At 74.4% G+C, this 23,822-nt stretch carries 19 protein-coding genes; 8 read left to right on the top strand and 11 right to left on the bottom strand.

Annotated features, from left to right (window positions below):
• Positions 1-78: 78 nt before the first annotated feature.
• Both ACQP12_RS31820 and ACQP12_RS31825 read right to left on the bottom strand, forming a co-directional pair.
• Positions 79-1,095 carry an acetamidase/formamidase family protein gene (locus ACQP12_RS31820; RefSeq protein WP_433283694.1) on the bottom strand — a complete coding sequence of 339 codons (1,017 nt, stop codon included), beginning with the start codon at positions 1,093-1,095 and terminating at the stop codon, positions 79-81.
• Positions 1,092-2,531 (bottom strand): APC family permease, encoded by a 1,440-nt coding sequence (locus ACQP12_RS31825; RefSeq protein ID WP_433283696.1) that lies wholly within the window; start codon positions 2,529-2,531, stop codon positions 1,092-1,094. Before ACQP12_RS31825 ends, ACQP12_RS31820 begins: the two co-directional genes overlap by 4 nt.
• A 148-nt stretch (positions 2,532-2,679) precedes the next feature.
• On the opposite strand from ACQP12_RS31825, the gene ACQP12_RS31830 reads away from it, so the two are divergent.
• From ACQP12_RS31830 to ACQP12_RS31860, 7 genes are read left to right on the top strand one after another with little or no spacing between them, the layout of a single operon-like run.
• A complete protein-coding gene (locus ACQP12_RS31830) occupies positions 2,680-3,324 on the top strand; it encodes a TetR/AcrR family transcriptional regulator (protein WP_357941825.1) in 645 nt (214 codons plus the stop codon).
• A 17-nt stretch (positions 3,325-3,341) separates the two neighbouring features.
• Positions 3,342-4,136 carry a TIGR03084 family metal-binding protein gene (locus tag ACQP12_RS31835; protein ID WP_433283699.1) on the top strand — a complete coding sequence of 265 codons (795 nt, stop codon included), beginning with the start codon at positions 3,342-3,344 and terminating at the stop codon, positions 4,134-4,136.
• Entirely contained in the window at positions 4,133-5,818 is a 1,686-nt protein-coding gene (locus tag ACQP12_RS31840; protein ID WP_433283701.1) for an acyclic terpene utilization AtuA family protein, read from the top strand. Before ACQP12_RS31835 ends, ACQP12_RS31840 begins: the two co-directional genes overlap by 4 nt.
• Positions 5,815-6,954 carry an acyl-CoA dehydrogenase family protein gene (locus ACQP12_RS31845; protein ID WP_357941831.1) on the top strand — a complete coding sequence of 380 codons (1,140 nt, stop codon included), beginning with the start codon at positions 5,815-5,817 and terminating at the stop codon, positions 6,952-6,954. The genes ACQP12_RS31840 and ACQP12_RS31845 overlap by 4 nt, the downstream gene beginning before the upstream one ends.
• Positions 6,951-8,552 carry an acyl-CoA carboxylase subunit beta gene (locus ACQP12_RS31850; protein ID WP_433283703.1) on the top strand — a complete coding sequence of 534 codons (1,602 nt, stop codon included), beginning with the start codon at positions 6,951-6,953 and terminating at the stop codon, positions 8,550-8,552. The genes ACQP12_RS31845 and ACQP12_RS31850 overlap by 4 nt, the downstream gene beginning before the upstream one ends.
• A gap of 11 nt (positions 8,553-8,563) precedes the next feature.
• A complete protein-coding gene (locus tag ACQP12_RS31855) occupies positions 8,564-10,597 on the top strand; it encodes a biotin carboxylase N-terminal domain-containing protein (RefSeq protein WP_433283705.1) in 2,034 nt (677 codons plus the stop codon).
• Entirely contained in the window at positions 10,594-11,757 is a 1,164-nt protein-coding gene (locus ACQP12_RS31860; RefSeq protein WP_433283707.1) for an acyl-CoA dehydrogenase family protein, read from the top strand. Before ACQP12_RS31855 ends, ACQP12_RS31860 begins: the two co-directional genes overlap by 4 nt.
• Positions 11,758-11,808: 51 nt before the next feature.
• Here the strand turns inward: ACQP12_RS31860 and ACQP12_RS31865 are convergent, their stop codons facing one another.
• Together ACQP12_RS31865 and ACQP12_RS31870 are read right to left on the bottom strand one after the other, a co-directional pair.
• Complete coding sequence (locus ACQP12_RS31865) at positions 11,809-13,011, bottom strand: GH25 family lysozyme (protein WP_433283709.1); 1,203 nt, start codon at positions 13,009-13,011, stop codon at positions 11,809-11,811.
• A gap of 243 nt (positions 13,012-13,254) precedes the next feature.
• Positions 13,255-14,886 carry an alpha/beta hydrolase gene (locus ACQP12_RS31870; RefSeq protein WP_433283711.1) on the bottom strand — a complete coding sequence of 544 codons (1,632 nt, stop codon included), beginning with the start codon at positions 14,884-14,886 and terminating at the stop codon, positions 13,255-13,257.
• Positions 14,887-15,296: 410 nt separating this feature from the next.
• On the opposite strand from ACQP12_RS31870, the gene ACQP12_RS31875 reads away from it, so the two are divergent.
• Entirely contained in the window at positions 15,297-15,764 is a 468-nt protein-coding gene (locus ACQP12_RS31875; protein WP_357941843.1) for a hypothetical protein, read from the top strand.
• Here ACQP12_RS31875 and ACQP12_RS31880 read toward each other — a convergent pair.
• The 7 genes from ACQP12_RS31880 to ACQP12_RS31910 all read right to left on the bottom strand — a co-directional run bounded on the left by ACQP12_RS31880 (position 15,751) and on the right by ACQP12_RS31910 (position 23,543).
• Positions 15,751-17,265: a serine/threonine-protein kinase gene (locus tag ACQP12_RS31880; RefSeq protein ID WP_433283714.1), complete on the bottom strand. Its 1,515-nt coding sequence runs from the start codon at positions 17,263-17,265 to the stop codon at positions 15,751-15,753. The two genes, ACQP12_RS31875 and ACQP12_RS31880, sit on opposite strands and share 14 nt — an antisense overlap.
• A gap of 30 nt (positions 17,266-17,295) precedes the next feature.
• Positions 17,296-17,778, bottom strand: coding sequence for a hypothetical protein (locus tag ACQP12_RS31885; protein ID WP_433283716.1), 483 nt, complete (start codon positions 17,776-17,778; stop codon positions 17,296-17,298).
• Positions 17,779-17,887: 109 nt separating this feature from the next.
• Positions 17,888-21,469: an adenylate/guanylate cyclase domain-containing protein gene (locus tag ACQP12_RS31890; protein WP_433283718.1), complete on the bottom strand. Its 3,582-nt coding sequence runs from the start codon at positions 21,467-21,469 to the stop codon at positions 17,888-17,890.
• Positions 21,466-22,293, bottom strand: a complete 828-nt coding sequence (locus ACQP12_RS31895; protein ID WP_433283720.1) for an MBL fold metallo-hydrolase — start codon at positions 22,291-22,293, stop codon at positions 21,466-21,468. Before ACQP12_RS31895 ends, ACQP12_RS31890 begins: the two co-directional genes overlap by 4 nt.
• 118 nt (positions 22,294-22,411) lie before the next feature.
• Positions 22,412-22,873, bottom strand: coding sequence for a RidA family protein (locus tag ACQP12_RS31900; RefSeq protein WP_357941853.1), 462 nt, complete (start codon positions 22,871-22,873; stop codon positions 22,412-22,414).
• Entirely contained in the window at positions 22,870-23,034 is a 165-nt protein-coding gene (locus ACQP12_RS31905; protein WP_357941855.1) for a hypothetical protein, read from the bottom strand. Before ACQP12_RS31905 ends, ACQP12_RS31900 begins: the two co-directional genes overlap by 4 nt.
• A 62-nt stretch (positions 23,035-23,096) precedes the next feature.
• Positions 23,097-23,543: a hypothetical protein gene (locus ACQP12_RS31910; protein WP_433289546.1), complete on the bottom strand. Its 447-nt coding sequence runs from the start codon at positions 23,541-23,543 to the stop codon at positions 23,097-23,099.
• Positions 23,544-23,822: the final 279 nt, after the last annotated feature.

Raw genomic sequence — 23,822 nt, forward strand, 5'->3', positions numbered from 1 at the left:
AGTTTGTGAATACATTTCGACGGCGGCGCCGCGGCGGCGGGACCGGCCGGGGAAGACCCGACCGGTCCCGCGCGACGGTCAGCGGTGGCTCAGGTAGTGGCGGGCCGTCTCCCGCAGCCGGGCGTGCACCCCGCCAAACGCGGCGACACCGCCCAGGTAGCGCTTGTCCACCTTCGCCAGCATCGTGTAGTTCGTGTCGCACACGTTGCCGACCGGCGCCTCACCGGCCTGGCTGACCAGCTGGTACGCGTCGAGCTGGTCCAACCCCACCAGCTCGGCCGTCCAGGTCACCAGGTCGTGCTGGCTGATCCGGTAGGCGTCCTCCAGCGGGCGGGCCGAGCCGGTGGACATGAGCGCGTCGTCCGACTCCAGCCGGGGCCACGGGGTGCCGACCCCCTTGACGACGTCCACCACGACCGTGGTGTTCATGGCCGCCTCGATACCGGTGCCGCACACCTCGCCGTGGCCCTGCCGGCAGTGCCCGTCACCGAGGGCGAAGAGCGCCCCCGACACGTTCACGCCGAAGTACGCGGTGACTCCGGCCCGCAGCTCCGGGGTGTCCATGTTGCCGCCGTGCGCGTCCGGGGTGATCGTCATCCGCGCCTCGAAGGCGCCGGGTGCCACCCCGGCGGTGCCGTGCATCGGGTCCAGCGGCAGCGCCACGGTGTAGTCGCCCCGGCGGGCCCGGTACGTCGCCGTGCCGGCGGCGACGTCGACGTCGTACCGCCAGACCAGTTCGTCGAGCGGTGGTTGCAGGGTCGCCGTGGTGTGGGTGCCGGTGAGCGCGCCGAAGTGCGGGAAGGTGGTGGACACGGCCCAGTCCCGGGCCGGCTCGATGGAGATGAAGTGCACGGCGAGGGTGTCACCGGGTTCGGCGCCCTCGACGTGGATCGGCCCGGTCACCGGGTTGAGGTAGGGGAACTGGCAGACCTGCGACGGCAGGTCGTCGATGCTCCGGACCCGGCCGCCGAAGCAGTCCTCGGTGTACAGCTCGAGGATCGTGCCCGGGCGCACCCGGAGCACCGCCTCGCGGCCACCGAAGGTGTAGGAGAGCTCGTCCGGCTCCGGCTGGTACTTCACCACGTCCGTGTTCACTGCGGCTCCTTCACCGGCTCGTCGGTGCTCTCGTGGGCGACGTCGGCGAGCGCGGCGAGCTCGGGACGCCGGCCCGTCAGGTAGAAGGCCAGCAGGACCAGCAGCCCGACGCCCAACCAGACGAAGCCGAGCACCTGGGCGGCGACCTTGGCGTTGATCACGACGTAGAGCAGGATCAGGAACCCGATCACCGGCACCACCAGGTGCCGCAACCAGTCCCGGCTGCCGTTGCGCACGACGTAGTGGGTGATCACGGAGACGTGCAGCGCCAGGAACGCGGTCATGGCGCCGAAGTTGACCAGTGTGGACAGCAGCGAGATGCCGTCGTCCCGGCTGGCCATGTAGAGGCCGAGCGCCAGGGAGATGGCGGCGACGAGCAGGGTGGCGTTGGCCGGCACCTTGTGTTTCGGGTTGATCCGGGCGAGGAAGCGCGGCATCTGCCGGTCGCGCGCCATGGCGTACAGCAGGCGGGAGGTCGCGGCCTGCGCGACCAGGGAGTTGGCGAAGCCCCAGGCGATCGCGGTGGCCAGGGCGGTGAGCGCGGCCAGCCAGCCCCCGCCGGCGGCGCGGGCCGCGTCGTAGAACGCGGTTCCCTCGGGGTCGCCGTTGTCGAGCAGGCCGGGCGCGTCCGGCACGAGCAGGGCCGCGACCCAGGTCTGCACGACGAACAGGGCGCCGGCCAGCAGCAGCGCCGCGACCATCGCCCGGCCGATCTGCCGGGCCTCCTCGCGGCTCTCCTCGGCCAGCATGGAGATCCCGTCGAAGCCGAGGAAGGAGAGCACGGCGATCGACACCGCGCCGAAGACCAGCGGCCAGGAGAAGGTGTCCGCGTCGAACAGCGGGCGGAGCGAGAAGCCGGCGCCCTTGCCCTGCGCCAGCGCGACCACGCCGACCACCAGGAAGATCGCGAGGATGACCAGCTCGGCGGCGAGCATCACCCGGTTGACCCGGGCGGTCATCCGGATGCCGAAGTAGTTGACGGCGGTGTTGAGCACGACGAAGGCGGCCAGCCACGCCCACACCGGCACGCCGGGCACGAGGGAGTGCATGGCCACGCTGGCCACCAGGTAGAGCAGGCCGGGCACGAGGACGTAGTCGAGCAGGATGACCCAGCCGGCGAGGAAGCCGACGGGCGGTGCGATGCCGCGACCCGTGTAGCTGTAGACGGAGCCGGCCATGGGGAACGCGCGGACCATCTGCGCGTACGACAGCGCGGTGAACATCATCGCCACCATGCCGATGATGTAGGCCAGCGCGACCATGCCGCCGGAGCCGGCGTACACGCTGCCGAAGATGCCGAAGGGTGCGATCGGCACCATGAAGATCAGGCCGTAGATGAGCAGGTCGGTGAAGCTGAGGGTCCGGTTGAGTTCCTGCCGGTAGCCGAACCGTTCGACCTGGACGGCTGTCGCGGATGGGTCGGGAGGTTGAGTCACGGCACGCCTCCTTGATCTGGTGAGGCGCACGTTAGTCCTGCCATCGACGGACAGCTAGATCCATGCGCATGGATTGTATACATCGCTCGGTCAGGATCCAGAAAAAGTCAGTCTTGACTGTTTGTTTCGGGGGCGGCACGCTGTCACCGTGCCCGCCGCATCGACCCGCGTCCCTCAGCAGGAGCGCAGCCGCGCCACCCAGGCCCGGCTGCTGGAGGCGACCGTCGAGTGCCTGGTGGAGCACGGCTGGTCCGGCACGACGACGACCGTGGTGGCGGCCCGGGCCGGCGTCTCCCGCGGCGCCCAACTGCACCACTACCCGACCAAGGCGGCCCTGGTCACCGCCGCCGTCACCCACCTCACCGAGCGCCGGGCCGTGGAGCTGCGCACCGAGGCCGCGGCCCTGCCGGCCGGCTCGCGGCGCCTCGACGGGGTGGTCGACCTGCTCGCCGCCGCCTTCACCGGCCCGCTCTTCGTCGCGGCGCTGGAGCTGTGGGTGGCCGCCCGCACCGACGCCGAGCTGCGCGACGCCCTGGTCCCCCTCGAAGCCCGCGTCGGCCGGGAGATGCACCGACTGACCGTCGAGCTGCTCGGTGTGGACGAGCGGCGACCCGGCGTCCGCGAGGCGGTGCAGGCAACCCTCGACCTGCTCCGCGGCCTCGGCGTGGCCAACCTGCTCAGCGACGACTCGACCCGCCGCACCGCCCTGCTGCACACCTGGAAGCGCCAGCTCGCCGCCCTGCTCACCCCCGACACCGGAGCACCGACGCCCGGGAGCGCACGGCCGCACTGATTCCCCCCGGAGGCACCATGGTCGACCTGACAGCCCTGCTCGCGGACCTGGCCGCCGAGTCCGAGCAGCTCGACGCCCTCGTCGCGCCGCTGCCGCCGGAAGCCTGGGAGCGGCCGACCCCGGCCCCCGGGTGGACCATCGCGCACCAGATCGCCCACCTGGCCTGGACCGACCACGTCGCCCACCTCGCGGCGACCGACGCGGCGGCGTTCTTCGCCTCGGTCACCTCCGCACCGGACCCGTCCCGGCTGGTCGACGACGGCGCCGAATCGTTCCTCGCCCCGGCCGCCGCGCTGCTGGCCCGCTGGCGGGCCGGCCGGGCCGCGCTCGCGACGGCGCTCGCCGCCCTCCCGGCCGGGGAGAAGCTGCCCTGGTACGGCACCCGGATGTCGCCCGCCTCGATGGCGACCGCCCGGCTCATGGAGACCTGGGCGCACGGCGCGGACGTGGCCGACGCGCTGGGCGTCCGGCGTGCCCCGACGGCCCGCCTGCGGCACATCGCGCACCTGGGCTTCCGTACCCTCGGGCACAGCTTCGCGGCCCACGGCCGGGCGGCGCCGACGGCGCCGGTCCGGGTCGAGCTGGTGGCGCCCGACGGGGACACCTGGGCCTTCGGGCCGGCGGACGCGGCCGACCGGGTCACCGGCCCGGCGCTCGACTTCTGCCTGCTGGTCACCCAGCGCCGGCACCGCGCGGACCTGGCGCTGGTCGCCACCGGGCCGGTCGCCGACGAGTGGCTGGACGTGGCCCAGGCGTTCGCGGGGCCGCCCGGCGGCAAGCGCGAGGCGGCGGGCAGCGGGGTGGTCCGGTGACCGTGCTGCGGGTCGGCAATGCGTCCGGCTTCTACGGCGACCGCCTCACGGCCTGGCGGGAGATGCTCGACGGCGGCGAGCTGGACGTGCTGACCGGCGACTACCTGGCCGAGCTCACCATGCTGATCCTCGGCCGGGACCGGATGCGCGACCCCTCGCTCGGCTACGCCAGGACGTTCCTCCGCCAGCTGGAGGGCACCCTCGGCACCGCGCTGGAGCGCGGGGTCCGGCTGGTCACCAACGCGGGCGGGCTCAACCCGGCGGGGCTGGCCGCCGCGATCGGCGCCCTCGCCGACCGGCTCGGTCTCACCGTCCGGATCGGGTACGTCGAGGGCGACGCCCTGGCCCGGCCGGACGCGTTGACCGCGAACGCGTACCTGGGGGCGTTCGGCATCGCGGCCTGCCTCGACGCCGGGGCGGACGTGGTGGTCACCGGGCGGGTGACCGACGCCTCGCTGGCCGTCGGCCCGGCCATTTCCCGCTTCGGCTGGAGCCGGGACGACCTCGACGCGCTGGCCGGGGCCACCGTCGCCGGGCATCTCATCGAGTGCGGGGCGCAGGTCACCGGCGGCAACTTCAGCTTCTTCACCGAGCTGCCCGACGGCGGGCACCGGCCCGGCTTCCCCATCGCCGAGATCCACGCGGACGGCTCGTCGGTGCTCACCAAGCACCCGGGCACGGGCGGCGCGATCACCGTCGAGACGGTCACCGCCCAGCTGCTGTACGAGGTGGGCGGGCCGGCCTACCTGGGGCCGGACGTGGTGACCCGGCTGGACACGGTGGAGCTGGCGCAGGAGGGGCCGGACCGGGTGCGGGTCTCCGGTGTCCGGGGCAACCCCCCGCCGGACACCCTCAAGGTGGGCGTCAACAACCTGGGCGGCTTCCGCAACTCCATGACGTTCGTGCTCTGCGGGCTGGACATCCCGGCCAAGGCGGCCCTGGTCCGGGGCCAGCTGGAGGAGGCGGTCGGCAAGGAGGGGCTGGAGTTCACGCTGGCCCGGACCGACCACCCGGACGCCACCGACACCGAGGCGGCGAGCGCGCTGCTGCACGTACACCTGCGGGACGGCGACAAGGCGCGGGCCGGGCGGGCCTTCTCGGCGGCCGCCGTCGAGCTGGCGCTGGCCTCCTATCCGGGCTGCACGCTGACCACGCTGCCCGGCGACGCCACCCCGTACGGGGTGTTCACGGCCGACGCCGTGCCGCAGGACGCGGTCGCGCACGTGGCCGTGCTGCCGGACGGGACCCGGGTGCCGATCCCGCCACCCGCCGTCACGTGTGTGCCGGGGGCCCCTGCACAACCCGAGGCGTCAACAGGGGGCCCGTCCTCGCACCCGACCCGGCGGGCGCCGCTCGGCGAGCTGGTCGGGGCGCGATCGGGCGACAAGGGCGGGGACGCGAACCTCGGCGTCTGGGCCCGGTCGGACGCCGGCTGGGCCTGGCTGCGCGGCTGGTTGACCGTCGCGCGGCTGGCCGAACTGCTGCCGGAGACCGCCCCGCTGACCGTCGAGCGGTACGAGCTGCCGAACCTGCGCGCGGTCAACTTCGTGATCCGGGGGCTGCTCGGCCAGGGTGTGGCCGCCTCCACCCGTTTCGACCCGCAGGCCAAGGCGCTCGGTGAGCTGCTCCGCTCCCGGCCGGTCGACCTGCCCGCCGACCTCGACCCGGGGGTGCCGTCATGACCATCGTGGACACTCCCGAGCGGCGGCAGCTCCGCGAGCTGACCCGGGCCTTCGTGACCAGGGAGGTCCTACCCCACCTGGACGACTGGGAGCGGGCCGGTGCGGTGCCCCGCTCGCTGCACGAGACCGCTGCGAAGGTCGGGCTGCTCGGCATCGGCTTCCCGGAGTCGGTCGGCGGCAGCGGCGGCGACCTGCTCGACTCGATCCTGGTCACCGAGGAGATCATCCGCTCGGGTGGCTCGTCCGGGCTGATCGCCGCGCTCTTCACCCACGGCATCGCGCTGCCCCACATGGTCGCCTCCCACGACGACGGCCTGATCGACCGGTACGTGCGGCCCACCCTCGCCGGCACGATGATCGGCGCGCTGGCGATCACCGAGCCGGACGGCGGCTCCGACGTGGCGGGCATCCGCACCTGCGCGCGGCTGGACGGCGACCACTACGTGGTGAACGGGTCGAAGACCTACATCACCAGCGGGATCCGGGCCGACTTCGTGACCACCGCGGTCTGCACCGTGCTGCCGGGCAGCGGCGCGCTCAGCCTGCTGGTGATCGACAAGGGCACGCCCGGGTTCACGGTCGGCCGGCGGCTGGAGAAGCTCGGCTGGCACTGCTCGGACACCGCCGAACTCTCCTTCGTCGACGTCCGGGTGCCGGTGGCGAACCGGGTCGGCCCGGAGGACACCGGCTTCCTGGCGATCATGCAGCAGTTCGCCACCGAGCGGCTGTCCCTGGCCACCCAGGCCTACGCCACCGCGCAGCGCTGCGTGGAGCTGGCCACCCGCTGGTGCCGGGACCGGTCCACGTTCGGCCGCCCGCTGGCCAGCCGGCAGCTCGTCCGGCACCGGCTCGCCGAGATGCACACCCGCGCCGAGGCGGCCAGGTCGTACGTGCACGACGTGGCCGAGCGCGTGGTCGCGGGCCAGCCCGTCGTGACCGAGGTGGCGATGGCGAAGAACGTGGCGGTGGCCGCCTGCGACTTCGTCGTCGACGCGGCGCTGCAACTGCACGGCGGCTTCGGCTACCTGCGCGACGCCGAGGTGGAACGGCACTACCGCGACGCCCGGATCCTCGGCATCGGCGGCGGCACCACGGAGATCATGAACGAGATCATCGCGAAGGGCATGGGCCTTTGACCACACTCGACAGCGCGATCGACCCAGCCGCACCGGCCTACCGCGCCAACCGGGAGGCGCTGCTGGAGCGCCTCGCCGAGCTGGAGACCGCGCTCGACCAGGCGCGGGCCGGCGGCGGCGAGAAGTACGTGACCCGCCACCACAAGCGGGGCAAGCTGCTCCCCCGGGAGCGGATCGAGTTGCTGCTCGACCAGGACAGCCCGTTCCTGGAGTTGTCGCCGGTGGCCGCGTACGGCACCGACTTCCCGGTCGGCGCCAGCACGGTGACCGGCATCGGGGTGGTCGAGGGCGTGGAGTGCCTGGTCGTCGCCAACGACCCGACGGTACGCGGCGGCGCCGTGAACCCGTGGGCGCTCGCCAAGACCCGCCGGGCCGGCGAGATCGCCCTGGCCAACCGGCTGCCCATGGTCAACCTGGTGGAGAGCGCCGGTGCGGACCTGCCCACCCAGGCCGAGATCTTCATCCCGGGCGGCCGGGTGTTCCGCGACCTGACCCGGCTCTCCGCGGCGAAGATCCCCACGGTCAGCGTGGTCTTCGGCAACGCCACGGCGGGTGGCGCCTACGTGCCCGGCATGTCGGACTACACGATCATGATCCGGGACCGGTCCCAGGTCTACCTGGCCGGGCCGCCGCTCGTGAAGATGGCCACCGGCGAGGTCACCGATGACGAGTCGCTGGGCGGGGCGGTCATGCACTCCGCGAAGTCCGGCCTGGCCGACTTCCTGGCCGAGGACGAGCGGGACGGCATCCGGCTGGCCCGGCAGTGCATACGCCGGCTCAACCGGCGCAAGCAGGGGCCGCCGCCGCGCAACCCGGCCCCCGCGCCACCCAGGTACGACCCCGACGAGCTGCTCGGCATCGCCAGCGCCGACCTCAAGGTGCCGTTCGACCCGCGCGAGGTGCTGGCCCGGGTCCTGGACGGCAGCGAGTTCGACGAGTTCAAGCCCACCTACGGCACCGCCCTGGTCACCGGCTGGGGCGAGCTGCACGGGTATCCGGTCGGGGTGCTGGCCAACGCCCGGGGCGTGCTGTTCAGCGAGGAGGCGCAGAAGGCCGCCCAGTTCATCCAGCTCGCCAACGCGGCCGACACCCCGCTGGTCTTCCTCCAGAACACCACCGGCTACATGGTCGGCACGGAGTACGAGCAGCGGGGCATCATCAAGCACGGCGCCCTGATGATCAACGCGGTGTCGAACTCGACGGTCCCCCACCTGACCGTCAACCTGGGCGCCTCCTACGGGGCCGGCAACTACGGCATGTGCGGCCGGGCGTACGAGCCGCGGTTCCTGTTCACCTGGCCGAACGCCAAATCGGCGGTGATGGGGCCGGCGCAGCTCGCCGGGGTGCTGTCGATCGTCGCCCGGCAGGCCGCCGCCGCCCGGGGGCGCGACTACGACGAGGAGTCCGACGCCGCCATGCGGATGATGGTCGAGCAGCAGATCGAGTCCCAGTCCGGAGCGCTCTTCCTCTCCGGCCGGCTCTACGACGACGGGGTGATCGACCCCCGGGACACCCGTACCGTCCTCGGGCTCTGCCTGTCGGCGATCCACAGCGGACCGGTGAGGGGCGCCGACGGCTTCGGCGTCTTCCGGATGTGAGAGGGGCCATCATGATCAATCGACTGCTGGTGGCCAACCGGGGCGAGATCGCCCGCCGGGTCTTCGCCACCTGCCGGGCGCTCGGCGTGGAGACGGTCGCCGTGCACTCCGACGCGGATGCCGACGCGCCTTTCGTGGCCGAGGCCGACCAGGCCGTCCGGCTGCCCGGTAACGCGCCGGCCGAGACGTACCTGCGGATCGACCTGGTCCTGGACGCGGCCCGCCGGTCCGGCGCGGACGCGGTCCACCCCGGATACGGGTTCCTGGCCGAGAACGCGGAGTTCGCCGCCGCGGTCACCGACGCGGGGCTGACCTGGGTCGGCCCGCCCGCCAAGGCGATCGCCGCCATGGGCGACAAGATGGCGGCCAAGGCGCTGCTCGCCGACGCGGGCGTGCCGATGCTGCCCACCTGGACCGACGCCGACCAGGTGACCGATTTCCCGGTGCTGGTCAAGGCCGCCGCGGGTGGCGGCGGCCGGGGCATGCGGGTGGTCCGCGAGGCCGCCGGGCTCGCCGAGGCCGTCGCGGGCGCGCGCCGCGAGGCGGCCGCCGCCTTCGGCGACGGCACGGTCTTCATCGAGCGGTACGTCGAGCGCGGCCGGCACGTCGAGGTGCAGATCTTCGGCGACAGCCACGGCACGGTGGTGGCCCTCGGGGCGCGCGACTGCTCGATCCAGCGCCGACACCAGAAGATCGTCGAGGAGGCGCCGGGCGTCCTGCCCCCGCAGGTGCGCGAGCGGCTGTACGAGGCGGCGGTGGCCGCCGGCCGGGCGGTCGACTACGTGGGCGCGGGCACCGTGGAGTTCCTGCTCGCCCCCGACGGGCATGTCCACTTCCTGGAGATGAACACCCGCCTGCAGGTGGAGCATCCGGTCACCGAGCTGACCACCGGGCTGGATCTCGTCCGGTTGCAGCTCCTGGTCGCCGAGGGCGAGCCGCTGCCGCTGGACGCCACCCCGCCGGCCGACGGCCACGCCGTCGAGGTGCGGCTCTGCGCCGAGGACCCGGCGCAGGGCTTCCGCCCGGCCACCGGCACCCTGCACCGGTTCGCGATCCCCGGCGTGGCCAGCGGGTTCACCACGGCGAAGGGCCTGCGACTCGACTCCGGCGTGACCGACGGCTCGACGGTCGGCGTCCACTACGACTCGATGCTCGCCAAGCTGATCGCCTGGGCGCCGACCCGGGCCGAGGCGGTCCGCGCCCTCGCCGGCGCGCTGGCCCGGGCCGAGCTGCACGGCGTCGCCACCAACCGGGACCTGCTGGTCCGGGTGCTGCGCAGCCGCGAGTTCGGCGCCGCCGACGTCGACACCGGCTTCCTGGACCGGCATCCCGAGGTCTTCGCCCCGCTGCTGCCGCCCGACCAGCTCCCCCTTGTCGCGCTGGCCGCCGCGCTGGCGTCGGCCGTGCGGCGGCGCGCCGCGGCCACCGTGCTGGCCGGACTGCCGTCCGGGTGGCGCAACGTGCCGGCGTTCCCGCAGGTCGCCCGGTTCGGCGGGGCGGACGGCGCCGAGATCGAGGTCCGGTACCGGCTGGACCGCACGGGCGCGCTCGCCGACTGGTCGGCGTCCCCGGCCGGCGGGGGCACCACGTCCGGCGCCGCGCCGGCCGTGGCCCTGGTCGAGGCCGCACCCGACCGCGTCGTGCTCGACGTCGACGGGGTGCGGCGGGCGTTCCGCGTACACCGGGTGGGATCGGAGGTCTTCGTGGACGGCCCGGACGGGGCGGCGAGCCTCACCGAGCTGCCCCGCTTCCCCCTGCCCACCGCGGAGCTGGCGGCCGGGTCGCTGCTCGCGCCGCTGCCCGGCGCGGTGACCCGGGTGCACGTCGAGGTCGGCCAGCGGGTGACCGCCGGCGACCTGCTGCTGACCCTCGAAGCGATGAAGCTCGAACACCCCGTGCTCGCCCCGACCGACGGCGTGGTGGCGGAGCTGCCCGTGCCGGCCGGCGGCCAGGTCGACACCGGGGCCGTGCTGGCCGTTGTCGACAACTCCAGCTCGGCGCGCCGCGACCTGGAGCCGTCGAATCCAGAGGAGGACCCGCGATGAACTTCGACCTCACCCCCGAGCAGGACCAGCTCCGCGACGCCGTCCGGGCACTGGGCCGCAAGTACGGTCACTCCTACTTCGTGGCGAAGGCGAAGTCGGGGGGACACACCACCGAGCTGTGGCAGGAGGCCGGCCGGCTCGGCTACCTGGGCGTCAACATCCCCACCGAGTACGGCGGCGGGGGCGGCGGCATCACCGAGCTGGCCATCGTCTGCGAGGAGCTGGCCGCGGCCGGCTGCCCGCTGCTGCTGCTCGTGGTCTCGCCCGCCATCGCGGCCACCGTCATCAACAAGCACGGCACCGACGAGCAGCGCAAGCGCCACCTGCCCGGCCTCGCCGACGGCTCGCAGAAGATCGTCTTCGCGATCACCGAGCCGGACGCCGGCTCGAACTTCCACCGGCTCGGCACGGTGGCCCGCCGCGACGGCGACGACTGGCTGCTCACCGGCCGCAAGTGCTACATCTCCGGCGTCGACGAGGCCGGGCACGTGCTGGTCGTGGCACGTACCGAAGACTCTTCCACCGGCAAGTTGAAGCCGGCCCTGTTCATCGTGCCGACCGACGCCCCCGGACTGGAACTGTCCAAGCTGGACATGGAGATCCTCTCCCCGGAGAACCAGTTCCTGCTCTACCTGGACGACGTCCGGCTGCCCGCCGACGCGCTGGTCGGCGAGTCCCTGGACGCCGGGCTTCCGGCGCTCTTCTCCGGTCTCAACCCCGAGCGGATCACGGTCGCCGCGATGGGCGCCGGCACCGGCCGGTACGCCATCGAGCGGGCCAGCGAGTACACCGCCAAGCGGACGGTGTGGGGCGGAAAGAGCATCGGGTCGCACCAGGGCGTCGCCCACCCGCTCGCGCACGCGGCGGTGCAGGTGGAACTGGCCCGCCTGATGATCCACAAGGCGGCCACCCTCTACGACGCCGGCCGCGACCTGGAGGCCGGCGTCGCCGGCAACATGGCCAAGTACGCGGCCGGCGAGGCCGCCGCGCTCGCCGTGGACACCGCCGTCCAGGCGCTCGGCGGCGCCGGCATGACCACGGAGTACGGCGTGGCGACCCTGCTCGGCGCGGTCCGGGCGGGCCGGATCGCCCCGGTCAGCCGCGAGATGATCCTCAACTTCGTCGCCCAGCACGTCCTCGGCCAGGACAAGTCCTACTGAAAACGCCGTTGCCCGACACCCCTCGTCGGGGCGCCGGGCAACGGCGGCGATTCAGGAGGTGGCGATCCGGTCGAACTTCTCCCACGGACCGACCGACGTGCGGTTGGCGATCAACGGCAGGGTGCCCGCGCTCTCCGCCGTCACGTACCGGCCGTTGGCGTTGGCCCGGAGGCTGATGGTGCCGTCCGAGTTGTCGACCACCGTGAACTTCTCCCAGGCGCCGACCGACGTGCGGTTGGCGATCAGCGGCTGCGAGCCCGCGCTCTCCGCCGTCACGTACCGGCCGTTGGCACGGGCCCGGATGCCCACGAAGCCGCCGCCCGCGTCGACCAGGTCGAACTGCTCCCACAGCCCGACCGAGGTCCGGTTGGCGATCAGCGGCTTGGCGCCGGCGTTCTCGGCCACCACGTAACGGTTGTTGGCACGGGCCCGGATCGCGATCGGGGCCGCGGCCGCCGGAGCGCCGGTGAGCCGGGTGAGGGCCGCGTAGTCGCCGTTGAACACGTTCTGGCTGTAGTTCCCCGGCTTGCTGGCGTCACCGGCGGCGTACTGCCAGATGGTCTCCGTCGTCCAGCCGGCCGGCAGGGGCGGGCGGGTCTCGGTGTAGCCGGCGATGTCCAGCGGGTTGGCGCCGAAGGACGCGTCGCTGCCGGTGCACGGGTTCCAGTAGTTGGTGTTCGTGTAGATCATCACGGGCCGGCCGATGCGCGCCTTGACCTGGTCGGTGAAGGACCGGATCCAGCTGGACATCTCCGTTGGGGTGAGCCCGTAGCAGGTCGGCGCGCCGGACCAGTACGGCCACTCGATGTCCACCATGGGCACGAGCGTCTGGCTGTCCTTGGCGAACTGGGCGTTGTCGACGAAGAAGTTCGCCTCGGTGACCGGGTCACCCCCGTCCGGGCGGGCGAAGTGGTAGGCGCCGACGAGCAGGCCGGCCGCCTTGGCCGCGGCGTAGTCCTCGGCGAAGTAGGGGTTGAGGTACGTGTGCCCCTCGGTGGCCTTGACGTACGCGAACTTGTAGCCACCGGCCGCCACCGCCGGCCAGTCGATCGGGCCGAGGTTGTGGTCGTGGCTGGAGACGTCGATGCCGCGGATCGTGTAGCCGGGCGGGGTCGCGGCGCTCGTGGACGCCGAGCTGGTGCGCGCGCCCGGCTTGAGGCCGGCGTTCGCCCGGCCACCACCGTCGGGTGCGGAGCCGGCCGCACTGACCGGCTGGGCCATGCCGAGCGCGCCGAGCGCGAGCCCCGCGGACATCAGGGCAGAGATCCATCTACGAGACATGGAAGTGGAGAGCTCCTTGGTCGGGAGGTCGAGGGCCACCGTTCGCCAGGGGGCGGATCACGGCGGCGCAGCGCCCCCGCATTCGGGCCGGGATCGGCGGGAGCGGGGTGCGGCCGTACTCTAACCCGCCGAACCGGCCGCACGCTGCCCCGATCGCTCCGTCCGCGGCCCGGGGTACGGCGGGCGCCCGATCGCCCGCCGTACCCCGGGGGTCCGTCAGCGGACGGTCAGCGTGCCGACCGCCGGCAGCGGCGCCACCACCGGCGGCAGCCGCTTCGGCTCGCCCCGGCCCGGCTCACCGGCCCGGGCCAGGTCGCTCTTCGAGGCCTTCGCCCGGGTGGCCGCCGGCTCGTCCTGGAACGGCTGCGCGTCACCCGTGCAGAGCGTGCCCCTGGCGGGCAGCGTCCCGCCGAGCAGGTACGCGTCGACCGCGCCGGTCACGCAGGCCGAGGTGCCGTAGGCGGTGTGCCCCCAGCTGTCGCTGCTCAGCAGCCGGCTGTTCGGCAGCAGCCGGGCCGAGCTGACCGCGCCCTGGTAGTTGGTCGCCGGGTCCCAGTAGTTGCCGACCACCAGCACCGGGGCGGCGGTGGTCCGGTCGAACGGGCCGGTGAAGGCGTCGGAGTCCCGCACGGTCCAGGTGTTGCGGGCGCAGGGCGCGGTGCCCCAGGCCCAGGCCCGGCCGAAGTACGGGGCCCGCTTGTCCTCCCTGGCCGACAGCGCCGGCCAGGCGTCCGCGCTCTTCGGGTGGTAGGCGTCGGTGCAGTCCACCGTCAGGAACGTCTCCAGCCCGTTGTCGTACGGGAAGTCGTAGCCCCGCTGCCGGCGGGCCTGGGCGGCCCGCTGTGCCACGGCGGTGCGCGCCTCCGCCCGGTCGGGCGCGGCCGCGGCCGGGTCGGTCAGCACCAGCAGCTCGCCGGTCAGGTCCACGATGTACTGCCAGCCGCTCGGGTCGTAGAGGTAACTGAGGGTGGCGCCGACGAAGTCGGCGTAGGTGACGGTGAACCGCCCGGCGTCCGGGTCGTCCACCACCAGCGGCTTCTTGCGCAGCCGCTGCGCCACCGTCTCGTAGGCGGCGACCGGGTCGCCGCCGGACGCCAGCGTGCACTTCTCCGCGCCGGCCTTCGCGCACCGGGCCAGGATCTCGTGCAGCGCGCGGTACGCGCCGTCGGCGCTGCGCAGCCGGGTCTCCTGGAGCTGGTTGCGGGCCTTGCCCTGCCCGATCCAGGCGTCGGGGTTGAGCACCCCGTCGACCACCAGGGCGCGGAACCGGTCCGGGAACATGTTGGCGTAGTACTGCCCCAGCGCGGTGCCGTAGCTGAAGCCCAGGTAGCTCAGCTTCCGGTCGCCGACCGCACGGCGCAGCACGTCCATGTCGCGGGCCACCTCGGCGGTGGACGCCGCCCCGGTCAGGGGCTTGCCGGTGGTCGAGCAGCCCTTGCCGACCGCCTTCGACGCCGCGACGTACGCCTTCTCCTCGGCCTTCGTGAACGGGAAGGCGACGTTCAGCCCGGCGTACGCCCGGGTCTGCTCCTTCACCGACGGGAAGCACCTGACGTTGTCGCTGGCGGCGACCCCGCGCGGGTCGACGCCGACGATGTCGAAGCGGTCGAGCAGATCGTCGCCGAGGAAGTACGGTGCGGCGAGCGCGATGCTGGTGCCCGAGCCGCCCGGGCCACCCGGGTTGAGGAACAGGCTGCCGATGCGGTGCTGCTGGTCGCGGGCCTTGACCCGGAGCAGCGCGACCTCGGTGGTGGCGCCCTTCGGGTTGTCGTAGTCCAGCGGGAGCCGGACCGTGGCGCACTCGGCGTAGTCGTAGCAGGCGTACCAGTCGAGCTTCGGCGTGGGCACGCGGTCGACCCGGCGCGCCTCGGCGGCGCTGGTCCGGTCGTACGCCGGGAGGCTGCGGCGTCGCGGCCGCGGCCGCGGCGGGCGCGACCGCCGATCCGGCGAGGACGAGGCCGGCGATCCCTGTTGCGGTGAGGGACCGGATTGCACGTGGCATGTGGCTGCCTTCCGGTGGGGAACGGGGTCCGTCGAGGAGACCTCGACATCCGTCACTTTAGGGATCAAGGCCCACCGGAGTGGCCCGTCAAACGCGGACGGAAGCGACAGATTGCCGATTGATGTAACGAAAGTTTATTGATCGACGCTTTTAGCGGCTCTCCGGAGTGGAGGGTGACCGGCCCGGCGCACCTACTGACGGGAAGCCGTCCGGGTCCGGCGGTTGACAGTTCGACGCCCTGAGCCATGCTTGTCGGGTGAGTTCGTTCCCGAAGCCCGATGCGCGGGTCAAGGCCGTCGTCGCGTCGGTGGCGGCGGTGGCGGCGCTGGTGACGTTGGTGGTGTGGCGGCCGGCCGGCATCCTGTCGGTGGTGCTGGCCCTGGTCTGCGTGCTGCTCGGCATGATCGCCGGGGTGACGGTCACCGCCGCCCGGCAGGCTCCTCCCCGCGCCGACGCCCCGGCCGACGAGTGGCCGCTCCCCACCGCGTACGGGGTGGACGCCGACACGCTGGAGGCGATCGACCCCCGGGCGGTCCGGCAGCTCCGCACGCCGGTCGGCGGCTACGCGGGCGACGCCGACACGTTGGAGGCCCTCGACCCGCGGGCGGTCCGGGACCTGCGGGCGACCGCCGGCGGTTACCCGGGCGACGCCGACACCCTGGGCGCGCTCGACCCGCGGGCGGTGCGGCAGCAGCGGACGGCGAACGGGGTCAGCGACCGGTGAGGGTCGGCACGGCCAGCGCGTCCACGCCCCGCCCCGCCAGGCACCGGTAGGTGCGGTCGGCGCCGGCCGGCGGCAGCACCTCCAGGTTCCAGCCGGCCATCTTCCGGACGCCGCTGGCCAGTTGGAACGTGCTCACGCTGCAGACCTGCTGGACGGCGGGATCGGCGACCACCGCGCCGTGGCCCGCACCGACCAGCGCGGCCGGCAGGTCACCCTCGGCGTAGGTCTCCCAGGTGTGCCGGCCGTCGCAGGGCACCCGGGTGGCCTCGGCCCGGTCGCGGCGCAACCGCACCGGGCCGTAACACTCCAGTTCGGACGCGCAGTGGGCGCCCGCCGGCAGGCGGACGTCACCCGCCGCGCAGCCGGGCGCCACCCTCGCCCCGGAGGGCTCGACCGCCTCGCTGGCCACCGGCGTCGGCGACACCACGGCGGGCGCGCCGTCGGCCAGCCAGGCACCGGCCCCGGCCGAGGCGGCCAGCGCGAGCACCCCCGCCCCGCCGAGGAACCAGCGCCGCGGCCAGCGCCGGCCGCGGGTCGGCACGGTCGGGTGGGCGTCCTCGGCCGGCGGGCGCGGGCTCGGCTGGCCGGCGCGGGTCAGCGGATGGCCGCCGGTGGTCGGGCCGCCGCTGACCGGAGCCCCCGGATAGGGCGCGCCGCTCACCGGCGCGGCGCCCGGGTCCAGCGGGATGGCGGCGAGCATGCCGCCCAGCTCGACGGCGGAGGGCCGCTCGCCCGGGTCGTTGGCCATGCCCAACCGCAGCACGTCGATCAGCTCGTCGGGCACGCCGGGCAGGCCGGGGATCGGCTGCTGGAACATCTCCAGCACGGTGACCAGGCTCGGGTTGCGCTCGGACTGCCAGCGCGGCGGGCGGCCGTGCATCACCGCGTAGAGGGTGGCGCAGAGCGCGTAGACGTCGACGGCCGGGCTGGGCGGGCTGTGGCTGAACATCTCCGGCGGCGCGTAGGCCGGGGTGAGCACCTCCAGGGTGACCGAGGCGTCGCGCACCTCGGCCAGCACCGCGAGCCCGAAGTCGGCCAGCACCGCCGAGTTGAAGTGCGAGTAGAGGATGTTGGCCGGCTTGACGTCGCGGTGCAGCACCCCGGCCGCGTGCGAGTGGGCCAGCGCGTCGGCGATCTTCACGCCGAGGTCGCGGGCCTCCACCGCGCCCAACGGGCGCCGGCGCATCCGCTCCGCGTACGAGCCGTCGCAGAGCTCCATGATCAGGTAGGGGTGCTGGTCGACGGTGACCCCGACGTCGAAGAGGTCCACCACGTGCGGGTGGGAGGACATCTTGCCGGCCGCCCGCGCCTCGCGCAGGAAGCGCGCCTGGTCCCGGTCGCTGTCCAGCGTGCGGTTCTCCACCTTGACCGCGACCTCGCGCCCCACCGAGATCTGGGTGGCCCGGTAGACGGTGGCGTAGCCGCCCCGGGCGAAGACCTCCAGGTCGGTCAGACCGGGCACGATGGGCAGCCGCAGGGCGCCGGGCGGGGTCTCGGTCACGACTCGAAAATACCCAACGGTCCCGGTCGCTCAGTGCACCGCGTCGGTCGCCGGAACCGGGCCCGGGCCCGGAGCGGTGTCGTCCGCCGCAGCCGGCCGGCCCGGCCCGGCGGCCGCCCGGCGGGCGTCCCACCACAGGCCGACGGCGGTCGCGACCGCGCCCAGGCCCTCCCAGGCGGCGACCCCGAAGAACCGGTCCGGGGCGACGTCGGAGAGCACCGCGATGCTGAAGACGGTGAACGTGACCAGCCGGAACCAGACGGTGAACCGGTAGAACGGCCGCCACTCGGTGGCCACCGCGAGCAGGTAGTAGACCCCCATGTTGAACGAGGCCATCGAGGACGCCGTGAGGAACGTGCCGGTGTAGTCACCCGGGGCGCGCTCGGCGGGCACCTCGAAGCCGAGCAGGCGGAGTTGGGTCTCCGGCCAGATCAGCCCCAGCGCGCCGAGCAGCAGCGCCAGGAGCCCGAAGACCGCGATCGTCCAGCCGGCGCCGGAGCGCGGCAGCCTCATCGTCCCTCCCCAACCGTGGCCGCCGGCGTGGGCGGCCCTCACCCCCCACGCTAACCGCCCCCTCCGACGGGCACATCCCCGGAACCGGCAGAACCGGGCCGGGGATCGATCAGTGCGCGGCGAGGCGGGCGCGGAGCGCGTCGGCGACGGCCCGCTCACTGCGCTGCTCGGTGGCGTACGCCAGGCGCACCGCCTCCTCGGCGCTGGCCAGCGCCTCGGCCGGGCGGCCGCAGGCGGCGAACGCCTCGGCCAGCACCATCCGCGCGATGACCTGGCTGCGCACGTCCTCGGCCGGGGCGGACACCGCCCGCTGCGCCCAGTCCAGCGCCTGCTCGCGCTGGCCGTGGGCGAGCAGCGCGGACGCGTACCGGGCCATGGTCTGGCGGCGGGAGAAGAGCAGCGACGGGGTGTTGGCGGCGGCGGTGGCGACCGGGGCGAGCAGCCCCACCGCGGTCGCGGAGTCGCCGGCGGCGAGCCGGGCCACGGCGAGCAGCACCCGCGGCGCCACCTGGGCGGGGGCCTGCGGGTTGTGGGGCTCCACGGTGGTCAGCACCGACCGGGCCTCCCGCTCGGCCGTCTCGGCGTCGCCCATGTCCATCGCCAGGAAGCCGCGCAGTGTTCCGGCCATCCCGGTGAGCAGCGGGTGCGCGGTGCGGTCGGCGTACGCCAGGGCGTCGGTGAGCAGGTCGGCGGCGTGCTCCGGCTCGCCCAGCCCGCGCGCCACCACGCCGCGCACCACCAGCGCGAAGCCCTGCCCCCAGTCGTCGCCGACCTCGGCGAACTCCCGGTACGCCCGGCGCGCCGCCCGGTCCGCCTCGGCCAGCTCGCCCAGCTCGGCGGTGGCGTACGCCTCGACGGCGCGCAACGTGCCCACCGCCCACGCCTCGCCGACCCGCTCGCCGAACGGCAGGAACACCTGCGCCATCCGGCACGCCTCGCGGAGCCGGCCGGCGAGCAGCCGCGCGAACGCGGTGGTGCCGCGCAGCCAGGCCCGCCCGTACGGGTCCTTCAGCTCGGCGAAGAGCCGGGCCGCCCGGCCGAGCACCGCGTCGGTGCCGGCGAAGTCGCCCCGGGTGGTGGTCACCCAGGCGAGGTTCTGCAACGACCAGGCCTGCCCGCGCGGGTCCTTCGCGGCGAGGCTGACCTGGTAGGAGGCGGCCAGCCGGCTGCTCGCCTGGCCCAGCCGCCCGGCGATGAAGTCGGCCATGCCGAGCCGGCGCATCGCCGAGGCGCGCATGGTCGGCAGGTTGGCCGCCGTGGCCACCTGCAACGCCTCCTGCCAGCTCCGCTCGGCCCGGGCCGCGTCACCCAGCGTCTGGTGGGCCTGCCCGGCCAGCAACAGCGCGCTGGTCCGGGTGGCCGCCGCGTCCCCGGCGTTCGCGGCGATCTTCTCGGCGAAGGCGAGCGCGTCGGCCGGGCGGCCGATCTGGAGCAGCGCCCGGGCGTGCACCACCCGGTCGGCCAGCGGCACCCCGTCACGGGCCAGCTCGGCGGCACGTTCGGCGTACTCGACGGCCATCGCCGGCTCCCCCGACCGCAGCGCGCGGCGGGCGGCCCGGCCCAGCGCGGCCACGCCCAGCGGAGCCACCGCCCGGGCCGGCGCGTCCGGGCGGAGCTTGACCGCGTCGGCGAGCGCGGCGGCCCGCTCGACGTGCTCGGCCACGAAGTCGTCCCGGGCGGACTCGGTGAACCCGCCGGCCGGCGTGCCGGCGCCGCCGGTGCTCTCCGGTGCGGCCCAGCGGGCCAGCGCGGCGTGCCGCTCGGCCAGCTCGGCCTTGCTCACCCCGGCGTACGCGGCCTCCCGCATGAGCGGGGTGGCGAACGCGAACCCGGTGCGGGTGCGGTGCAGCATGCGGCGTTGCAGCAGCTCCTCCACGGCCCGGTCCAGCTCGACCGCGGCCACCGCGGCCGGCCGGCCGTCCCGCCCGACGCGCTGCTCGCGCAGCGCCTCCAGCGCGCCGTCGGGCACGATGTCGCCGACCACCGCGGCGTCCCGCAGGACCGAGCGGGCGTCCGGCGGCAGCGCGTCGATACGCGCGGCGAGCACGGCGGCCAGGTCGCGGGAGAGCAGCCGGCTGCCCAGCGAGCCGGGCGCGAGCCGCCAGCCGACGTTGGCGTCCCGCCCCGGGCCGGCCGTCAGCGCGCCGCGCTCCATCAGCAGGGTGACCAGCTCGGCCAGGTAGAACGGGTTGCCCTGGGCGGTGGCGAGCAGCCGGTCGGCGTCGGCCGTGGACAGCTTGCCGCCGCTCAGATAGCTGGTGAGCAGCCGGGAGGCGTCGGCGCCGCGCAGCGGGGGCAGCGCGTGCACCTCGGCGTCCGCGACGCGGGTCAGCGCGCCGGCGGTCCGCACCAGCTCGGGCCGGCCGAGCAGCAGCACCAGCACCGGGCCGCTGAGCCGGTTGAGGGTCAGCGCGAGCGCCTTGATCGTCTCGGCGGTGGCGTCGTGCAGGTCGTCCACCACGATCACCAGCGGCGCCTCCAGGGCGAGCGCGCTGAGCAGCTCGGCGACGGCGTTGGGCACCGCCTCGGCGTCCGGCGGCGGGGCGGCGGCGTTCCACTCGCCGTTCTCGGTGGCGGCGGGGAGTTCGGCGTACCCGAGCAGGGCCAGGAGCTGGTCCACGGCGATCGGGGGCGTGTCGCCGGGGAGCCGGCCGAGGCGCTGCCCGAGCCGGCGCAGCCGCTCCTCGACCGCCGGCCGGGTGAGCGCCGTGGCGGCGTCGTTGGGCAGGCCGACCGCCGCCCGGACCAGGTCGGCGAGGGGTGCGAGCCGGCGCCGCTCGCCGAAGGCGGCGCAGCGCACGGAGAGCACCCGGGCGCCGGTGTGCGCGGCGTACCGGCCGGCGCCGACGTCGTAGCCGGCGGCGAGGCGTTCCACCTCGGCGGCGAACCGGGACTTGCCGATCCCCGCCTCGGCGGTCATCAGCAGCACCCGGGGCTCGCCCCGGTCGATCACCTCGGCGAGCCGGCCGGCGACCCGGCCGATCTCGGTCTCCCGGCCCACGAAGGGCGCCTCGTCGCCGAGGCCCGACCGGGTGCCCGGCGCGTCCAGCAGGCCGAGCAGCTCGTACGCCTCGACCGGCTCGCGCTTGCCCTTGAGCCGCAGCGGGCGCAGCGCCCGCCAGGAGGCGACGTGCCGGGTGGCCGCGGAGGTGCGCCCGCCCGCGTAGACCGCGCCGACGGCGGCGGCGTCGGCGAGCCGGGCGGCGGTGTTCACCGTGTCGCCGATGACCGTGTATTCGATCGCCGCCTGGATGCCGGCGATCACGTCGCCGGTGTTCAGCCCGACCCGCAGGCCGAGCGGCGCGCCGCCGCCCCGCTCGTCGTCGAGCACCCGGCGGACCGCACGCTGCATGGAGAGCGCGGCCCGGACGGCGCGCTCGGCGTCGTCCTCGTGCGCCACCGGCGCGCCGAAGACCGCCATGATCCCGTCGCCGGTGAGCTTGTCGACGTGCCCGCCGAAGGTCTTGACCGCGCCGGCCAGGGCGGCCAGCACCCGGTCCGTGACGGCGCCGACCCGTTCCGGGTCGAGGTCCTCGGACCAGGAGGTGAAGTCGGAGAGGTCACCGAAGAGCACGGTGACCACCCGCCGCTCGGCGGCGGGCAGCGTGGCGGCGGCCGGCAGGGCGGCTCCGCAGTTGTGGCAGAACCGCGCGCCGGGTACGGCGACGGTTCCACACACCGGGCAGGTCACGGCTGCTCCAACCCCGTACCCCCGGCGCCGGATTCCCGGGTGCTCACCCCGAGGTACTCCAACTGGGCCCGGACCGACCATTCGGCTGCCCACCACAGCGACCGGTCGACGTCCGCGTAGACCCGCTCGACGACCTCCGGCGCGGTGGTCGCGCCGGCGGCGACCGCCGCGCGGACCTGGTCGAGCCGCGCCCGCCGGTGGGCCAGGTAGAAGTCGGCCGCCACACCGCAGTCGGCCAGCGCCGGGCCGTGCCCCGGCAACGCCGGGATCCCCCGGTACGTGGCGAGCAGTTCCAGGCTCGACAGGTAGTCGCCGAGGTGCCCGTCCGGGTGAGCGACCACGGTGGTGCCCCGCCCGAGGATGGTGTCACCGGTGAGCACGACCCGCTCGTCGCCGTGCCCCACGAGGAAGCAGACCGAGTCGGCGGTGTGCCCGGGGGTGCTCAGCAGGCGGATGTCCAGGCCGGCGTCGAGCGCGGTGTCCGGGGTGAGCGGCGCGCCGCCCACGGTGTGGGCCGGGTCGACGGCCAGGACGGGCGCCCCGCCGAGCAGTTCACTGAGCCGGGGCGCGCCCTCGGTGTGGTCGGCGTGCCCGTGGGTGATCAGCACGAAGCCGACCGGGCCGTGCGCGGTGAGCGCGGCCAGGTGCTCCTCGTCGGCCGGGCCGGGATCGACCACCACGGCGTGCTCGGCGCCCGGGGCGCGCAGCACCCAGGTGTTCGTGCCGTCGAGCGTCATCGGCCCCGGGTTCGGGGCACGCACCAGCGTCACCCACCCCGGCAGCTCGTCCGCGAGCGCCCCTGCGGCTCCGGTCACAGGCCCCATGGCAGCGATCGTACGACCCCGCCCGCCACTCCCCGCGATCTTGCGGTGCCGCCAGGGGTTATGTCCCCTTGCGAGCCCTCTGCCCCACCGACACCGGCAAGATCACGGGTACGCAGCGTCAGGCGACCTCGACGATGACCTCGACCTCGACGGGGGCGTCGAGGGGAAGCTCGGCGACGCCCACCGCGCTGCGGGCGTGCCGGCCGGCCTCGCCGAAGACGGCGCCGAACAGCTCGGAGGCGCCGTTGACCACGCCGGGCTGGCCGGTGAAGCCCGGGGCGCTGGCCACGAAGCCGCTCAGCTTGACGATCTTGACCACGTTCTCCAGCCCGACCAGCGCGTCGACCGCGGCGAGGGCGTTCAGCGCGCACCGCTGCGCCAGGTCCTTCGCCTGCTCGGCGGAGACGCCGTTGCCGACCTTGCCGGTGGCGAGCAGCTTGCCCTCGACGATCGGGAGCTGGCCCGAGACGTAGACGTGCTGCCCGGACTGGACGGCCGGCACGTAGCTGGCCAGCGGCGACGCCACCTCGGGCAGGGTCAGGCCGAGCTCCGCGAGCTTCGCGTGCGGTCCGTTGCTCATGCCGCCCCGCCCTTCGGGCGCTTCAGGTAGGCGACGAGCTGCTCCGGATTCGGGCCGGGAACCACGGAGACCAGCTCCCAGCCGTCCTCGCCCCAGTTGTCGAGGATCTGCTTGGTCGCGTGGACCAGCAGCGGGACCGTGGCGTATTCCCACTTCTGCATCGAGTCAAGGCTCCCTTGCCTGGCATGGACTTCGGTCAGGCACAGCCTACGGTCCGGCGCCGCTACGGGGACGCGGGACGCTGCTCGGGCGCAGCGGGCGGCTCGCCGCAGGGGCCCTCGTGCTCGTACCGCTGGGGGCACCGGGTGCGGTCGGGCAGCAGCAGGTCGCAGAAGACCCGGTGCCGGTTGTTCTGGTCGTCGGCGGTGGAGACCGTGGTCTCGCCCGCGTCCAGCTCGCCGAGGAAGCCCAGCGAGGTGGCCACGGTGCCGGCGAGCGCGGTGGCCGCCGCCAGGTCGGGGACCCGGACCGGCAGGTGGATGACGTAGCCGGGCTCCTCCTCGTCGCGGCCCCGCCCGGCCGGCCGGACCAGGGTGCGCACCACCTCGGTCGGCGGGCGGTAGGACCGCTCGTTGAACGGCGCTCCCGCGCCGGACCCCTCGGCGTCGCCGGGCCGCCCGGCCCGCTCGCCGGGGAACTGGGCTCGGGGAGTGTTCTCCTCGTCGCGCATCCGCTGCCTCCGGGCCTCGTACCTGTTCACAGTCACCACCATTCGGCTCGGGACCGTCCCCGGTCCGGCCCCCGCGTCGCGACGAACGTAGGACCTGCGGGGAGTCCCGGCAACGGGACGCGCACAACCGGTCACCCGCAGTCACATATGCGACACATTCCCGATCCGGAAGGCGGCGGCGGGCTCACGTCCGGCCCGGCGCGGCGCGGCGTACGCGGGGCTGGCAAGCCGTCCGCCGACCGCTACCCTTCCGGTCTGGATGAGTGCCCGTGCTCGCCC

It is taken from the genome of Micromonospora sp. CA-244673, assembly GCF_050948395.1.
In the GTDB taxonomy this organism is placed as follows: domain Bacteria; phylum Actinomycetota; class Actinomycetes; order Mycobacteriales; family Micromonosporaceae; genus Micromonospora.

Bases quoted from the DNA above. Each gene is read 5' to 3' on its own strand.
- ACQP12_RS31835 (WP_433283699.1), top strand. From the start codon at position 3,342: ATGGTCGACCTGACAGCCCTGCTCGCGGACCTGGCCGCCGAGTCCGAG.
- ACQP12_RS31845 (WP_357941831.1), top strand. From the start codon at position 5,815: ATGACCATCGTGGACACTCCCGAGCGGCGGCAGCTCCGCGAGCTGACC.
- ACQP12_RS31855 (WP_433283705.1), top strand. From the start codon at position 8,564: ATGATCAATCGACTGCTGGTGGCCAACCGGGGCGAGATCGCCCGCCGG.
- ACQP12_RS31860 (WP_433283707.1), top strand. From the start codon at position 10,594: ATGAACTTCGACCTCACCCCCGAGCAGGACCAGCTCCGCGACGCCGTC.
- ACQP12_RS31865 (WP_433283709.1), bottom strand. From the start codon at position 13,011: ATGTCCGCGGGGCTCGCGCTCGGCGCGCTCGGCATGGCCCAGCCGGTC.
- ACQP12_RS31885 (WP_433283716.1), bottom strand. From the start codon at position 17,778: ATGAGGCTGCCGCGCTCCGGCGCCGGCTGGACGATCGCGGTCTTCGGG.
- ACQP12_RS31895 (WP_433283720.1), bottom strand. From the start codon at position 22,293: ATGGGGCCTGTGACCGGAGCCGCAGGGGCGCTCGCGGACGAGCTGCCG.
- ACQP12_RS31900 (WP_357941853.1), bottom strand. From the start codon at position 22,873: ATGAGCAACGGACCGCACGCGAAGCTCGCGGAGCTCGGCCTGACCCTG.
- ACQP12_RS31905 (WP_357941855.1), bottom strand. From the start codon at position 23,034: ATGCAGAAGTGGGAATACGCCACGGTCCCGCTGCTGGTCCACGCGACC.
- ACQP12_RS31910 (WP_433289546.1), bottom strand. From the start codon at position 23,543: ATGCGCGACGAGGAGAACACTCCCCGAGCCCAGTTCCCCGGCGAGCGG.